Consider the following 13300-nt stretch of genomic DNA (forward strand, 5'->3'; position numbering starts at 1 on the left):
CATGCCCCGAACCGAGCACACCCCACGCACGACCGCGCGTCTCATGGTCCGGGAACCACAACACCAACGTCATCTCCCGGGCAGCGGACAGCACCGTCAACGACACGTCCCAACAGGTCATGTTCCGCAACTCCTACAGCTGGTCCAACTTCTGGGACCTGCCGGTACCGGTCACTCTGAAGGCGGGCGTCAACACCATCACGTTCGGCAACCCGACGGCGTACGCGCCGGACATCGACAAGGTGACGGTCGCGCCCCTGAACGGCTGAACGGCTGAACGGCTGAACGGCTGACGGGACCGCACTCGGCAGGTCTCCCGATCGCACGCCGAGGGGCGGCCCGGCGCGGAGCCGGTTTGCCCCTCGAACAGTTCTGCCGAGCGGAACTCAGGCATCGCGGCGCCGCAGGTGCAGATGCCCCTCGCGGGGAAACGAGGGCGGTGCCGGAGGCAGGACCGCGTCGAGCCCGTACCCGCTCTTGCACGCCACGCGGCACGAGGCCGGGTTGTCCACCTGGTGCAGGAGTTCCAGGCGCTCCAGCCCGTGGGCCCCCAGGACGTCGAAGGCCCAGCCGGTGAGAGCCTCCAGAGCACGCGGCGCCACACCCCGGCCGCGGGCGTGGGCGGCGGTCCAGTACCCCACCTCGGCCGACGGCTTTCCGAAGGATGCCTCCTTGAGGACCACGTTGCCCGCCAACCGCCCGCGGGGCGAGTCGGGTTGTGCTTCGAGGACCGCGAACCCGAACCGGTCCCCCGCTGCCCAGCCCCGCTCCTGCCCTCGCACCCACCGCATGGCATCGCCCTCGTCTTCGACGGCCCAGCCGGTCCAGCGGCGCAGGACGGGATCCCGGAACACGGCGACGAGGGCGGCGACGTCCTCCTCGCACCAGGGACGAAGGACCAGGGCGGGAGCGGACGGCGTCGCGCCCGCGTGCAGGACGGCGCTGTCGTTCACCCGCCGATCGTATGCGGCGGTGCTCCGCCCCCGCGCCGACGATCCCCGGCCCACTACCGTTCCATCCGCACGCGCACGGCCTCGATGGACCAGTTGAACAACGGCACCAGGGTCTCGGGAGCGGGCCAGCCGTTGATCACCGCGAGCAGCCGGAGGTAGCGATCCCAGCGTGGGTCGCTCACACTCTCCAGCCGGGCCAGCAGCAGCCGGCGCAGCTCGGCGCCGTCGGGGCGCCCGAGAGCATGCGCATGATGAGCCGCAAGCGCCGCGACGACCGGATCGGCTCGGTGTGAAGTCGGGGCGATACCCGCCTCCAGGGCGGGGCCCACCCGGTCACGGACCAGTGCAGCGAGGTCGCGGCGCGGGCCCGCGGTGTCGCCCTGTGCCTGTTCGGCGGCGTGGTCCTCGGCCGTCCGCCGCACGAGGGCGCGGAAATCCGGGTCTGCGGCCAGTTCGGCCCACTCCACCCATGCCCGGACCTGCTCCGCCTCGGGGCTGCCGGACATCTCCGGGGTCATCGAGCGCCTGATCCCCGCCGGCGCGGAACCGGGCCCGGGACTGCCGAAGGCGGCATCGAGGAAGTCCTCGATCAGACGTCGGCGTTCGTCCTCGGACAGCTTGGCCAGCTTGTGCATGAGATCCGTCTCTTCAGCAGTGAGCCCGCGCTCGGCCACCGCCGTCAGCACCGCATGCCGCAGGCGCAGGACGCGGATCTGCACGCCCAGGGCTTCGGCGTGCGCTGCGGCGACCTCGGGAAGCGAGAGTTCCCGGTCCACGACCCTTCGGATCGTGGAGAGGTCCACCCCCAGGTCCCGCAAGGTCCGCACGAGGTCCAGACGCGCGACGGCGTCGATGCTGTAGAGGCGGTAGCCGGCCGGGCTGCGGTCCGTCGGCGCCACGATTCCGTGATCGGAGTAGAACCGAATGGTCTTGACCGTCAGGCCGGTCCGCCGGGCCAGTTGACCGATCGAGTAGAGCGTGTCGCCGTCCATGTCCCCACCTTGCTGTCTCCCCCTACGGGAGACTCAAGAGCATGTGCCGGCGTGGCCGGGTATCCCCGTGGATCAATCCCGGCGGCGAAGCACTCAGCCTTTCATCGCCCCTTACATTGCGCTGTGGAAGGGATACCGTGCGCATGCGGGACGCCGCCCGGACCGATCGCGGCGATATGTGGAAAAATTACGCAAGATGAGCAAGGGGGAACGCACGTGAGCAGCAGCCCTCCCGGTGACCTGGGCTACGAGGACACAGTGCCTGACCGCACCGGCCAGGCGGAGGCCTTCGACGCCATCGGCAACCAGTACGACGAGGCCTTCCCGCACAAGGAAGGGCAGGTCGCGGCCACCGAGTGGCTCGTGGACTGCCTGCCGGCCGGGTCCCGCGTGCTGGACCTGGGATGCGGCACCGGGCTCCCGACCGCCCGGCAGCTGGCGGAGGCGGGCTTCGAGGTCACCGGCGTCGACCTGTCGGGCGGGATGGTCGCCCTGGCCCGTGAGCACGTGCCCGGCGGCACCTTCCACCAGGTAGACATCGCCGATCTGCGGCCGGGAGGACCCTGCGACCTCGGCCGGTTCGACGCGGTGGCCGCCTTCTTCTCCCTGCTCATGCTGCCGCGCGCCGAGATCCCCCTCGCGCTGCGGACCGTCCGCCATCTGCTGGTACCCGACGGCATGTTCGCGCTGTCGATGGTGGAGGCCGACGTGGACGACTTCTCGATCCCGTTCCTCGGAAAGACCATCCGGGTGTCCGGGTACCTGCGGGACGAGCTGAGGGAGACCGTCGAGGCGGCCGGCTTCGAGATCATCGAGGAGGCCTCCTACACCTACGCACCCGCGAGCGCCGACGTACCGCCCGAAGTGCAGATCTTCCTGCGCTGCCGACGACGCGGCTGACCGCACGCACCGGCGGGGGCCCACGCGGACGGAAGCGACACTGTGACGAAGCACCTCGGAGCTCATGAACACCCCGGCAGGAAGGCCAGGGCGAAGGAGCACGTCACGCCGCCACGCCGGCCACAGGTCCGCGGGCCGCAGACCGACCGGCTCCGCTACCTCGACGAGGCGACGCGCCGGATCGCCCGCGGCATCGACCTCGACGAGACGCTGCACGCACTGTGCCGGGCGGCCGTCCCGTCCTTCGCCGACACGGTCTTCGTCCATCTGTCCGATCCGCTGCCGGCAGGGGACGAGGGTCCTGTCTCCCCGGCCATGTTGCGACTGCACAGCACCGACCGGGCGCCGCCGAGGGATCCGGCAACCCGCGCACCCGGTCTCACCCCCGAGACCCTGGCGGACGTGCGACCGGCGGACGTCGTACGCCCGGCCGCCGACGGCCGGCTGGCCGCGCTGCTGCGCGCCGGGAAGCCCGCCCCGGGGGACGCCCCAGGCGTGGCTCCCGCCCTGGCCGAACTGCTGGGACCGGTGAGCGTTCCCGGTGCGGCGCGACCCGGATCGCGGCTGATCATCGCCCCGATGCACGGCCGCTGCCACGTCATGGGCAGCGTCGTCCTCGTCCGCCGCCCCGACCGGCCCGCCTTCACCGAGGACGACCTGCTCGTCGCCTCCCAGCTCGCCACCCACACCGCACTCGGCGTCGACAAGGCCGCGCTCCACCTCCGCGAGACATCGGTCGCCGCCGCGCTGCAGCACACGATGCTCCCTCCGGCACTGCCGGAGCCGACCGGAGTCCGGCTGGCAAGCCGCTACCTGCCCGCCTCGCGGGCCTCCCAGGTGGGCGGCGACTGGTACGACGCGATCCCCCTGCCCGGCAACCGTGTCGCGCTGGTGATCGGCGACGTCATGGGCCATTCCCTGACGTCGGCCGCCATCATGGGCCAACTGCGCACCATCGTGCAGACCCTGGCCGGTCTCGACCTTCCCCCCGACGAGGTCCTGCACCACCTCGACGAGCAGGCGGAGCGGCTGGGCAGCGAGCACATGGCGACCTGTCTGTACGCGATGTACGACCCCGTACTGCATCGGCTGCTGGTCGCCAACGCCGGTCACCCGCCCCCGGTGCTCCTCCACACGGACGGCCGGGAGGAGGTGTTGCGGATCCCGCCCGGAGCGCCGATCGGCGTCGGCGGCAGCGGCTTCGACTCCACCGAGCTGCACGCGCCGTCCGGAGCGACTCTGCTGCTGTACACCGACGGGCTCGTGGAATCCCGCGACTCGGACGTGCTGTCCGGGGTGGAGCGGCTGTGCGCACACCTGCGCGCCTCCGGTGCCGGTAACGATCCCCCGTCGCTGGAGGTGCTGTGCGACCAGGCACTCGGCACGCTGGGCACGCGCGACCGGGACGACGACATCGCACTGCTCGCGGCCCGGTTCGAGGGCATCCTGCCGGAGACGGTGGCGTACTGGTACATGGCTCCACGCCCGCAGACAGCGCGGCAGGCACGCCGGCTGACGCGAAGGACACTGCACGAGTGGGGCCTCGACTCGATGGTGGAGGCGGCCGAACTGCTGGTCAGCGAGGTGGTGGCGAACGCCGTACGCTTCGCGTCCCGGCCGGTCACCCTGCGTCTGCTCCGCACGGACGTACTCCGCTGCGAGGTGGGCGACGACTCGCCGCAGGTGCCGAGGATGCGGCACGCGAGGCCGAGCGACGAGGGCGGCCGGGGACTGTTCCTGGTCGACCAGCTGGCCGAGCGCTGGGGGGCGACGAGGGTGAGCACGGGCAAGGTCGTCTGGTTCGAGCAGGCGCTGCCGGGACGGGAATGACAGGGGCGCACGTGCGGACGTGAGCCGCGTCGCATCGTCATGGGTGAGACTTGCTATGCAACGAGTTGCATAGCACGATCGTCGTCATGGCACTCGAGCACGCGATCCTGGTGTCGCTCCTGGAGAAGCCGGGATCCGGCTATGAGCTCGCCCGGCGTTTCGAACGGTCCATCGGCTACTTCTGGACCGCGACCCACCAACAGATCTACCGCGTACTGAAGCGCATGGAGGGCGACGGCTGGGTCGAGGCCCGGGACGTCCCGCAGCAAGGGCGGCCGGACAAGAAGGAGTACTCCGTCGCCGACCTCGGCCGGGCCGCGCTGTCCTCGTGGCTGCACGATCCGATCGAGCCGGAGAGCGTCCGCCACGACCTGGCGGTGAAGATCCGGGGTGCCGCCTTCGACGACCCGGCTGCCCTGATCCGCGAGGTGGAGCGGCACCGGCAGGCGCACCGGGACCGGCTGGCGCACTATCTGGCAGGCGAGGAGCGGGACTTCACGGGGCCCGAAGCGGCCGCGGCCGCTCCACAAGCGCCACTGGACGCGGAGCGGGAGCTCCAGCACGTCGTACTGCGCGGCGGTATCGCGTACGAGCGGATGATGATCGGCTGGCTGGACGACGTGCTCGCCACGCTGGCCCGGTTCGACCCCGGCCACTGACCGCTCCACCGCACCGGCCACGGCTGCTCCTCCTCTCCGGCCGCCCAACCTTTCCATTGCCACCCGTCCACCCACCGACAGGGGTCCTCACCATGGTTGACCAACTGCTCTTCAACCCACGCACCTACGACCCCGCGCACTTCGACCCCGAGACACGCCGCCTGCTGCGTGCCACCGTCGACTGGTTCGAGGACCGCGGGAAGCGGCAGCTGATCGAGGACTACCGGACCCGCGCTTGGCTCGGTGACTTCCTCGCCTTCGCCGCGAAGGAGAACCTGTTCGCCACCTTCCTGACGCCGTCGTCGACCGCGGGAGAGGGGGAGCCGGACAAGCGGTGGGACACCGCCCGGATCGCCGCGCTCAACGAGATCCTCGGCTTCTACGGCCTGGACTACTGGTACGCCTGGCAGGTCACCATCCTCGGCCTCGGCCCGGTCTGGCAGAGCGACAACGCCGCCGCCCGCGCCCGCGCCGCGGAACTCCTCTCGCAGGGAGAGGTGTTCGCGTTCGGCCTGTCCGAGAAGGCCCACGGCGCCGACATCTACTCCACCGACATGCTGCTCGAGCCCGACGGCGACGGCGGCTTCCGCGCCACCGGCTCCAAGTACTACATCGGCAACGGCAACGCCGCCGGACTCGTCTCCGTCTTCGGCCGCCGTACCGACGTCGAAGGTCCCGACGGCTACGTGTTCTTCGCCGCCGACAGCCGTCATCCGGCCTATCACCTGGTCAAGAACGTCGTCGACTCGTCCAAGTTCGTCAGCGAGTTCCGCCTGGAGGACTATCCCGTAGCGCCCGCCGACGTCCTGCACACCGGCCGCGCGGCCTTCGACGCCGCCCTCAACACGGTCAACGTCGGCAAGTTCAACCTGTGCACCGCCTCGATCGGCATCTGCGAGCACGCGATGTACGAGGCCGTCACCCACGCGAGCAACCGCGTCCTCTACGGCCGCCCGGTCACCGCCTTCCCGCACGTGCGGCGCGAACTGACCGACGCCTACGTCAGGCTCGTCGGCATGAAGCTGTTCAGCGACCGCGCCGTCGACTACTTCCGCTCCGCCGGTCCGGACGACCGCCGTTACCTGCTCTTCAACCCGATGACGAAGATGAAGGTGACCACGGAGGGCGAGAAGGTCATCGACCTGATGTGGGACGTCATCGCCGCCAAGGGGTTCGAGAAGGACAACTACTTCAGCCAGGCGGCCGTGGAGATACGCAGCCTGCCGAAGCTGGAGGGCACGGTCCACGTCAACCTTGCGCTGATCCTGAAGTTCATGCGCAACCACCTCCTCGACCCGGCCGAGTACCCGAGTGTGCCGACCCGTCTCGACGCGGCCGACGACGACTTCCTGTTCCGGCAGGGACCGGCCCGGGGCCTGGGCTCGGTCCGCTTCCACGACTGGCGCCCGGCCTTCGAGGCGTACGCGCACCTGCCCAACGTCGCTCGCCTGCGCGAACAGGCTGACGCACTCTGCGAGTTCGTCACCACGGCCGCGCCCGACGCGGAGCAGAGCCGCGACCTCGACCTCGTCCTGTCGATCGGCCAGCTGTTCGCGCTCGTGGTGCACGGGCAGCTCGTCCTGGAGCAGGCCGGCCTGACCGGACTCGACGAGGACGTGCTCGACGAACTCTTCGCCGTCCTCGTACGGGACTTCTCCGGGCACGCCGTCGAACTGCACGGCAAGGACTCGGCGACCGGGCAGCAGCAGGCATGGGCACTGGCCTCGGTCCGGCGGCCGGTCGTCGACGAGGCGCGCACGGAGCGCGTCTGGCAGCGGGTCGAGGCGCTGTCCGGCACGTACGAGATGGCTCAGTAGGCGCGTCGCGTCCCTCTCCGGTGGCCGGGGTTCCGGCTCCGCCGGCCGGACCTGGCAGGGCTACGCGCGCGGTGCGCGGAGCCCTGCCCACAGGTCACCCGTGTCGGCCGTCGCCCGGGCGCAGGATAAGTCCGCCCAGATCACTCCGTTATGGGCAGGCACTCGGCGAGCAGGCCGACGACGTCCCGCCAAGCCCGCTGCGCGTGCTGAGGGTGATGACCGACTCCGGGAAGCACGATGTGGTCGACCGGTGGGTGATGGAAGGCGTGCAAGGCGCCGCCGTAGACCACGAGGCGCCAGTCGACGCCCGCAGCCTGCATCTCGGCGGTGAACGCGTCCCGTTGCGCGGGCGGCATGATCGGGTCTTCCGACCCGACCCCGGCCCACACCGGGCACTGAATGCGCGCCGTCTCCTCTGGCCGGCCCGTGGTCAGTCCGTTGACTGTCGCGATCGCGCGCAGGCCGACGCCGTCGCGCCCGAGTTCCAGCGCGATGGCGCCGCCGGTGCCGTAGCCGACGGCGGCGATCCGGTCCGGGTCGGTCCGTGGCTCGGCGCGGAGCACGTCGAGCGCCGCGTGGCCGATGCCTCGCATCCGGTCGGGGTCGGCGAGCAGCGGCGTGCAACGGGCCAACATCTCCTCAGGGTCGCCCAAGTAGCGCCCGCCGTGGAGGTCGAAGGCCAGCGCCACGTATCCCAGCTCGGCGAGCGCATCGGCCCGACGGCGCTCGACGTCACTGAGCCCCACGCCCTCGGGCCCGAGCAGGACCGCGGGCCGGCGGTCGACACCGGCCGGGAGCGCGAGGTGCCCGATCATCATCAGGCCGTCGGCGGCGTATTCGATCGTGCGCGTGGTAACCGTCGTCATGCGCCTGGACAGTAGTGATCGTCGAGCCCGGTCGGGCCGGTGTTCTGCCGCCGGCAGAAGGCAGGTCTCCGGCGTGTTCCGGCACCACCGCCGCCTCGATCCGCACGGCGTCCCAGGCTTCGCACTCGGCGAGCGCCTGTCCCGTGGCGGGGTTGATGGTGCGTATGGTGGCGCTCATGCGGTGGGCGCCCCTCCCTTGTCGTGCTCCGAGAGGTGCTCGAAGGTCTCGCCGGTGGCGGTGATGGTGCGGGTGACGTCCCGGCCGCCGTAGACCCAGTAGATCCGCATGACGCCCTCTCCCCGGTTGAAGAACCGGTGCGGGATGCCCGCCGGGACCCAGGTCGCCTGACCGACCTCCAGGTCGACGAACTCACCGTCGATCTCGGCGGTCGCCTCGCCTTCGAGGATCAGGACCGACTCCTCGACGTTGTGGCTGTGCAGGGGCAGGCCGGTGCCCCGCTGGAAGACGGTCTGGCCGGTGGTGATGACGGCCTTCTCGGAGTTCCACTTGCCGACGTAGGGGACGGTGGCCACTCCCCCGCCACGGTCGAAGCGTTCGACCTCGTCCGGGTGGATGAGCAGGTTCGGTGCGGCGGGCTGGGTGCACATGCGGCGGCTCCGTTCGGGAGTGCGGGAGTTCAGGAGTGGTGGAACAGGCGATGGGAGAGCGTGTTGACCTGGCTGCCGGGCACGACGTACTTGGCCGCGGCGTCGCGCCACACCTTGAAGTGGGGTGCCGCGCGATGGGCGTCGACAGCGGCCTCGTCGTCGTAGAGCTCGTGGAAGACGAAGTGGTGGTCGTCGGCCAGGTCGCAGACGACGTCGAAAGAGCGGCAGCCGGGTTCGTCGGTGAAGGAACGTTCGGCGTTCTCCTCGATGGCCTTGAGGAAGTCGTCCCGGCAGCCGGGGACGACCTGGAGGGACACGGTCAGCGCGATCATGCGGACAGCTCCTGTGGGGTCACGGGGGTGGGCAGGGGTACACCAGTCGCGCCGGCGACGGCCGCAAGGGCAGCCCAGGTGTCGTCGACGACCGTGATGCCCTCGACGCTCAGACGCTCGGCGGTCCGGGCCTCCGGCTCGCCGGGGACGAAGATCTCGGCAGTGCCGGGGGCGGCCGGGGTGGACTTGGTCTCCTCGATCAGGGCTTCCATCCGCCCCTCGAACTCGGCCGGGTCGGCCATCGACCGGATGTCGACACAGATCAGCAGGTGCCCGACGCCGCTTCGGCCGGTGGGGCGGTACGGGCCGACCACGCCGGATCCGAAGGCGCTGCCGGTCAGCACGCCCGCCAGGACGTCGAACATGAAGGAGATGGCGTACCCCTTGTGGCCGGCCATCGGCAGGATCAGGCCCTCGATCGCGCGGCGCGGGTCGGTGGTCGGCACGCCGTCCGTGTCCGCCGCCCAGCGCTCGGGGATCGGCTCGCCGCACTCCTTGGCGCGGTAGATCTTGCCGCGCGCCACGGCGGTGTTGGCGATGTCCATCACGACCGTGCCGAAGCGACCGCCCGGGGCGGCGATCGACCACGGGTTGGTGCCGACCCGCTTCTCCTTGCCGCCCCAAGGGGCCATCGCGGGACTGGCGTTGGTGGCCAGCAGCGCGACACAGCCCTGCTCGGCGGCCTTGCGGGTGAAGTACGCGGCCGTACCGAAGTGACCGGAATTGCGCACCGCGACAGCGCTGATCCCGTGCCGGAGGGCACGCTCCACACCCCAGGTCACCGCACGGTCGGTGAGCACCTGACCGAGACCGTCACGCCCGTCCACGACCAGGACGGCGCCACTGTCCGTCACGACCTCGGGGGCGGCGACGGCGGTGGTCGCACCGCTCGCGAGACGACCGAGGTACCACGGCAGGCGCAGCATCCCGTGAGAGGGATGACCCCACAGCTCCGCGGTCACCAGAGTGTCCGCGAGTATCCGGGCGTCCGCGGGGGGAACGCCGTGAGCTTCGGTGGCGGCGGTGGCGAACCCCAGCAGGTCGGCGGCGCCGACGGTATGCGGCACAGGACGGCCCCTCGCATCGAGGACTAATGTATCCGCTCCTGTATACAGCACGCCTCATGCGGAATCCACCGGTACGGCTGAACGCCGGACCGCGAAGTTCAGAGGAGGCGCCGGCGGGCGACGTCCAGTTGCATGTCCGCGCCGACCACGAAGTCCTGAGTGGTCAGACTGTCGATGAACGCCCGGAGAGTCTGCGCGAGATGGTGCCGGCCGGCCGCCTCCGCCGCCTGCGCGTCCCCCTGCACGATCGCCTTCAGCGTCGCGCGGTGCTCCTCCAGCGACGGGAGCATGCGACGCGGACCGCCGTGTGACAGGTGCCGCAGCCGTACGGTCTCGCTGCGCAGGTCGCGGACCGTGCGGGCGAGGTAGGGGTTGCGGCACGCGGCGACGACGGCCTGGTCGAAGCCCTCGGTCACTTCATAGAACTCCTGGTAGGACCGCGTCTGCGCGCCGGCGTCCAGCGTCGATCGCGCCGCACACATGTGTGTATACAGACTGGCGTGTCACCTGCCCCTGGTCGTGAGCGCCGGTGTGGGACGACCGCCCGTGCGGCGACCGAGGACGTGCGGCCCTCCGGCGAAATGCCCCGACAGCGGGGGCATGGCCGCTGGACCAGCCGCGAAGACGGCGCTTGACGCCTGCGGCCTCACCCGCGACGGCCGCCCGGCTCGGGAGAGTACCCGGAAGTACTGACCGCCCCGTGCTCACGCGACTCCCCCTGCGGCCCGGCCCGGCGTGTGCTGGACGCTGGGCTGCCGCATCATCACCCGTCACCGACCAATCAGCCGCTTCCTCAGGTCAGCGCACCCTCCCCCGCGGCTTCAGGCGCGTCACCGGCAGGTCCGGAGCCGGCAACGGGGCCCCGTCGTACCCCTTCACCTCCCCGAACCGCGTCCCCTCCATCCAGTCCCGCCGCGCCTGCTCGATCTCCTCCTGGGTCCGCCCGATCCAGTTCCAGAACATGATCAGTTCCTCCTCGAACGGTTCGCCGCCCAGGAGCATCAGGCCCGCGTCCGACTCCGCCCGCAGAGGCAGTTCGGTGCGGCCGCAGCCGAGGTAGAGCATGGAGCCGGGCAGGACCGGGACGCCGTCCACATGGGCCTCGCCCGACATGGAGAGGACCGCGTACTCGAAGTCCGGCTCCAGGGGGAGGCGTACGTCCGCGCCCCGGGTGAGGGCGAGGTCGGCGCCGACGATCGGACTGTACGCCGTGCCGGGTGACGTCGCGCCGTCGAGGTCGCCGAGGATCAGCGTGGCGGTGAGGCCGGGTGCCGTGACGACCGGCAGATCGGCGTGGTGTTCGAAGCGCGGGTCGGTGTGGCGGTGGCCGTCGGGGAGCGCGACCCACAGTTGCGCGCCGTGCAGGAAACGGGCGTGCGAGCGGGGGCTCTCCTCGGAGTGGCTGATGGCCCGGCCGGAGGTCATCAGTCCCAGTTCGCGCGGGCGGATCGTCTGGAGGCTGCCGGTCGAGTCGCGGTGCAGCACCTCCCCCTCGTGCAGCCAGCTCACCGTCTGCAGACCCATGTGGGGGTGCGGCGGAACCTGCATGCCGGGCTCGTCGGCGATGTCGTCGGGACCGTAGTGGTCGATGAAGCACCAGGCCCCGACCATACGGCGACCCAGGTTGGGCAGCAGCCGGCGGACCTCGCTCGACTCGCCCAGCTTCACCTTGCGGGGGCTGAGGAGTTCACGCACCGGCTCCGCCACCACGAAGCCACGGCCGCCGCACAGGGAGGGGGCCGCTTCGCGCTCAAGATTGCTCATGGCGCACAACCTAGTCCGGCGCACGGCCCTGCGTCAGCGTCCCGATCGGCCCGTGGCGCGAGGGCACCTCGCGGACGCCGAGGAGATTAGTAGCCATGTACATAGTAGCCATGTACTGTTTTCGCATGAACGACGGTTACGAGGGCGCGACGCCCGGGTTCCTGGTGTGGCGGCTGTCGATGAAGTGGCGGGTCGCGGTCGACCGGGCGGTCGCGCCGCTGGGGCTCACGCACGCGCAGTACTCGCTGGTCGCCTCGCTGCATGGCATGCAGCGCTCCGGCGAGCGGCCCAGCCAGCGCCGCCTCGCCGACCACACCGGGCTCGAACCGCTCTACGTGTCGAAGCTGGCCCGCGCCCTGGAGACGGCCGGCCTCCTGGAGCGCACCCGTGACCCACGGGACCCGCGTGCGGTGCAGCTCGCCCTCACCGAGCGGGGCCTCGATGTCACCCGGCGGGCCATCGACGTCGTCCACGGACTCCTCGGGCAGCTCCTCGACCCGCTCGGCGGCCTCGGCAGCGCGCGCACCCGGGAGTTCACCCGCGAGCTGACGGCCCTGCTCGACGCACCCCTTGATCCCTTCAGCGAGAACGAGACGGAGCAGCCATGACCACCACCACGCCCCTCGCCGACCCCCGCGTCATCGCCCTGGCCCACTACGCCGGCCGGGCTCTGCTGGAGAACGTGCTCGCCCGGCACGGCATCACCTTCCAGCAGTCCGTCGCCCTCCGCCTCGCCGCACTCGCCGACGGCCCGGTCGCGCGCCGGGAGATCGTCGACGGTGTCACGGGCGCGCTGAAGATCGACGCGTCGGAGGTGCACGGCGTGCTCGACCAGCTGATCGCCGCGCAACTGGTGGCCCCCGACGGGGCGTCGCAGGTGCGGATCACTGACGCCGGGCGGGAGCTGTACGCCACGACCTCCGGTGAGACGGCCCCCCTCACCACCCGGGTCTACGACGGCATCCCGGCGGAGGACCTGGCCGTCACGGGCCGGGTGCTGAGCCTGATCACCGAGCGGGCCGGTGCCGAGCTGGCCGCCCTGACCCGATAGTCGCGACCCCGTCCGACCAGCGGAATATCCGGCCCACGGACTCGGTTGTCGGCCTCGAGGGAGGCACCGAGTGAACACGACCCAGGACACCACGTACTACGCCCACGGAACCCCGGCCGAGCGCTGGGAGCGCGCGCGGCTGTTCTTCGACGCCAAGGACTACGCCGCCGCCGCGCGCGTCCTGGTCGGGCTGGTCGAGGAGGTGCCCGAGCAGACCGGGCCCCGGCTGCTCCTGGCGCGGTCCTACTACCACTCGGCTCAACTGCAGCGCGCCGAGGGCGAGTTGCGGACGATCGTCGAGCGGGACCCCGTGGAGCACTACGCCCGGCTGATGCTCGGCCGCACGCTCCAGCGGCAGAACCGGCACGAGGAAGCCGAGTCGCACCTGCGGATCGCCTCGGCGCTCGCGGGTGACTTCGAACAGCGCTGACCGCGCCGCATCTGGCGATGCCCGGCTCCG

The 13300-nt window shown here is 71.0% G+C and carries 16 protein-coding genes; 8 read left to right on the forward strand and 8 right to left on the reverse strand.

Annotation, left to right across the window (positions count from 1 at the left end; translation table 11 throughout):
• Positions 1-119: 119 nt before the first annotated feature.
• Entirely contained in the window at positions 120-269 is a 150-nt protein-coding gene (locus tag ADK65_RS38675) for a hypothetical protein (RefSeq protein WP_159038835.1), read from the forward strand.
• Positions 270-386: 117 nt separating this feature from the next.
• Here ADK65_RS38675 and ADK65_RS27695 read toward each other — a convergent pair whose 3' ends face one another.
• Both ADK65_RS27695 and ADK65_RS27700 read right to left on the reverse strand, forming a co-directional pair.
• A complete protein-coding gene (locus ADK65_RS27695; protein WP_078956164.1) occupies positions 387-953 on the reverse strand; it encodes a GNAT family N-acetyltransferase in 567 nt (188 codons plus the stop codon).
• A 53-nt stretch (positions 954-1006) separates the two neighbouring features.
• Positions 1007-1945, reverse strand: a complete 939-nt coding sequence (locus ADK65_RS27700; RefSeq protein ID WP_053673681.1) for a MerR family transcriptional regulator — start codon at positions 1943-1945, stop codon at positions 1007-1009.
• 216 nt (positions 1946-2161) lie between these two features.
• Here ADK65_RS27700 and ADK65_RS27705 point away from each other — a divergent pair, with 216 nt between their 5' ends.
• From ADK65_RS27705 to ADK65_RS27720, 4 genes are all read left to right on the forward strand, one after another.
• Positions 2162-2845 (forward strand): class I SAM-dependent DNA methyltransferase, encoded by a 684-nt coding sequence (locus ADK65_RS27705; RefSeq protein ID WP_053673682.1) that lies wholly within the window; start codon positions 2162-2164, stop codon positions 2843-2845.
• 42 nt (positions 2846-2887) lie between these two features.
• Positions 2888-4675, forward strand: a complete 1788-nt coding sequence (locus ADK65_RS27710; RefSeq protein WP_078956165.1) for a SpoIIE family protein phosphatase — start codon at positions 2888-2890, stop codon at positions 4673-4675.
• Between the two features lie 86 nt (positions 4676-4761).
• The gene (locus tag ADK65_RS27715) at positions 4762-5334 is read left to right on the forward strand and encodes a PadR family transcriptional regulator (protein ID WP_053673683.1); all 573 of its coding nucleotides are present in this window, start codon (positions 4762-4764) and stop codon (positions 5332-5334) included.
• Between the two features lie 92 nt (positions 5335-5426).
• Positions 5427-7151: an acyl-CoA dehydrogenase family protein gene (locus ADK65_RS27720; RefSeq protein WP_053673684.1), complete on the forward strand. Its 1725-nt coding sequence runs from the start codon at positions 5427-5429 to the stop codon at positions 7149-7151.
• 140 nt (positions 7152-7291) lie between these two features.
• Here the strand turns inward: ADK65_RS27720 and ADK65_RS27725 are convergent, their stop codons facing one another.
• The 6 genes from ADK65_RS27725 to ADK65_RS27750 form a co-directional block, all read right to left on the reverse strand.
• Positions 7292-8017, reverse strand: coding sequence for a dienelactone hydrolase family protein (locus ADK65_RS27725; protein ID WP_053673685.1), 726 nt, complete (start codon positions 8015-8017; stop codon positions 7292-7294).
• A gap of 174 nt (positions 8018-8191) precedes the next feature.
• A complete protein-coding gene (locus ADK65_RS27730) occupies positions 8192-8626 on the reverse strand; it encodes a cupin domain-containing protein (protein WP_053673686.1) in 435 nt (144 codons plus the stop codon).
• A gap of 29 nt (positions 8627-8655) precedes the next feature.
• Positions 8656-8958 carry a putative quinol monooxygenase gene (locus ADK65_RS27735; protein ID WP_053673687.1) on the reverse strand — a complete coding sequence of 101 codons (303 nt, stop codon included), beginning with the start codon at positions 8956-8958 and terminating at the stop codon, positions 8656-8658.
• On the reverse strand, positions 8955-10025 hold the full coding sequence (locus tag ADK65_RS27740; protein ID WP_053673688.1) for an Ldh family oxidoreductase: 1071 nt from the start codon (positions 10023-10025) through the stop codon (positions 8955-8957). The genes ADK65_RS27735 and ADK65_RS27740 overlap by 4 nt, the downstream gene beginning before the upstream one ends.
• 98 nt (positions 10026-10123) lie before the next feature.
• Entirely contained in the window at positions 10124-10507 is a 384-nt protein-coding gene (locus ADK65_RS27745) for an FCD domain-containing protein (protein ID WP_234352975.1), read from the reverse strand.
• Between the two features lie 316 nt (positions 10508-10823).
• A complete protein-coding gene (locus ADK65_RS27750) occupies positions 10824-11789 on the reverse strand; it encodes a pirin family protein (protein WP_053673689.1) in 966 nt (321 codons plus the stop codon).
• Positions 11790-11914: 125 nt separating this feature from the next.
• Between ADK65_RS27750 and ADK65_RS27755 the strand changes: the two genes are divergently transcribed.
• The 3 genes from ADK65_RS27755 (at position 11915) to ADK65_RS27765 (ending at position 13270) form a co-directional block, all read left to right on the forward strand.
• On the forward strand, positions 11915-12397 hold the full coding sequence (locus ADK65_RS27755) for a MarR family winged helix-turn-helix transcriptional regulator (RefSeq protein ID WP_053673690.1): 483 nt from the start codon (positions 11915-11917) through the stop codon (positions 12395-12397).
• Complete coding sequence (locus ADK65_RS27760) at positions 12394-12840, forward strand: MarR family winged helix-turn-helix transcriptional regulator (RefSeq protein ID WP_053673691.1); 447 nt, start codon at positions 12394-12396, stop codon at positions 12838-12840. Before ADK65_RS27755 ends, ADK65_RS27760 begins: the two co-directional genes overlap by 4 nt.
• A gap of 70 nt (positions 12841-12910) precedes the next feature.
• On the forward strand, positions 12911-13270 hold the full coding sequence (locus ADK65_RS27765; protein ID WP_053673692.1) for a tetratricopeptide repeat protein: 360 nt from the start codon (positions 12911-12913) through the stop codon (positions 13268-13270).
• Positions 13271-13300 lie beyond the last annotated feature (30 nt).

This window comes from Streptomyces sp. NRRL B-1140 (assembly GCF_001280065.1).
In the GTDB taxonomy this organism is placed as follows: domain Bacteria; phylum Actinomycetota; class Actinomycetes; order Streptomycetales; family Streptomycetaceae; genus Streptomyces.

What these genes read in the sequence shown, in the direction of transcription:
- ADK65_RS38675 (WP_159038835.1), top strand. Translation starts at nt 120, where the DNA reads ATGTTCCGCAACTCCTACAGCTGGTCCAACTTCTGGGACCTGCCGGTA.
- ADK65_RS27700 (WP_053673681.1), bottom strand. Translation starts at nt 1,945, where the DNA reads ATGGACGGCGACACGCTCTACTCGATCGGTCAACTGGCCCGGCGGACC.
- ADK65_RS27715 (WP_053673683.1), top strand. Translation starts at nt 4,762, where the DNA reads ATGGCACTCGAGCACGCGATCCTGGTGTCGCTCCTGGAGAAGCCGGGA.
- ADK65_RS27720 (WP_053673684.1), top strand. Translation starts at nt 5,427, where the DNA reads ATGGTTGACCAACTGCTCTTCAACCCACGCACCTACGACCCCGCGCAC.
- ADK65_RS27725 (WP_053673685.1), bottom strand. Translation starts at nt 8,017, where the DNA reads ATGACGACGGTTACCACGCGCACGATCGAATACGCCGCCGACGGCCTG.
- ADK65_RS27730 (WP_053673686.1), bottom strand. Translation starts at nt 8,626, where the DNA reads ATGTGCACCCAGCCCGCCGCACCGAACCTGCTCATCCACCCGGACGAG.
- ADK65_RS27735 (WP_053673687.1), bottom strand. Translation starts at nt 8,958, where the DNA reads ATGATCGCGCTGACCGTGTCCCTCCAGGTCGTCCCCGGCTGCCGGGAC.
- ADK65_RS27745 (WP_234352975.1), bottom strand. Translation starts at nt 10,507, where the DNA reads ATGTGTGCGGCGCGATCGACGCTGGACGCCGGCGCGCAGACGCGGTCC.
- ADK65_RS27750 (WP_053673689.1), bottom strand. Translation starts at nt 11,789, where the DNA reads ATGAGCAATCTTGAGCGCGAAGCGGCCCCCTCCCTGTGCGGCGGCCGT.
- ADK65_RS27755 (WP_053673690.1), top strand. Translation starts at nt 11,915, where the DNA reads ATGAACGACGGTTACGAGGGCGCGACGCCCGGGTTCCTGGTGTGGCGG.
- ADK65_RS27760 (WP_053673691.1), top strand. Translation starts at nt 12,394, where the DNA reads ATGACCACCACCACGCCCCTCGCCGACCCCCGCGTCATCGCCCTGGCC.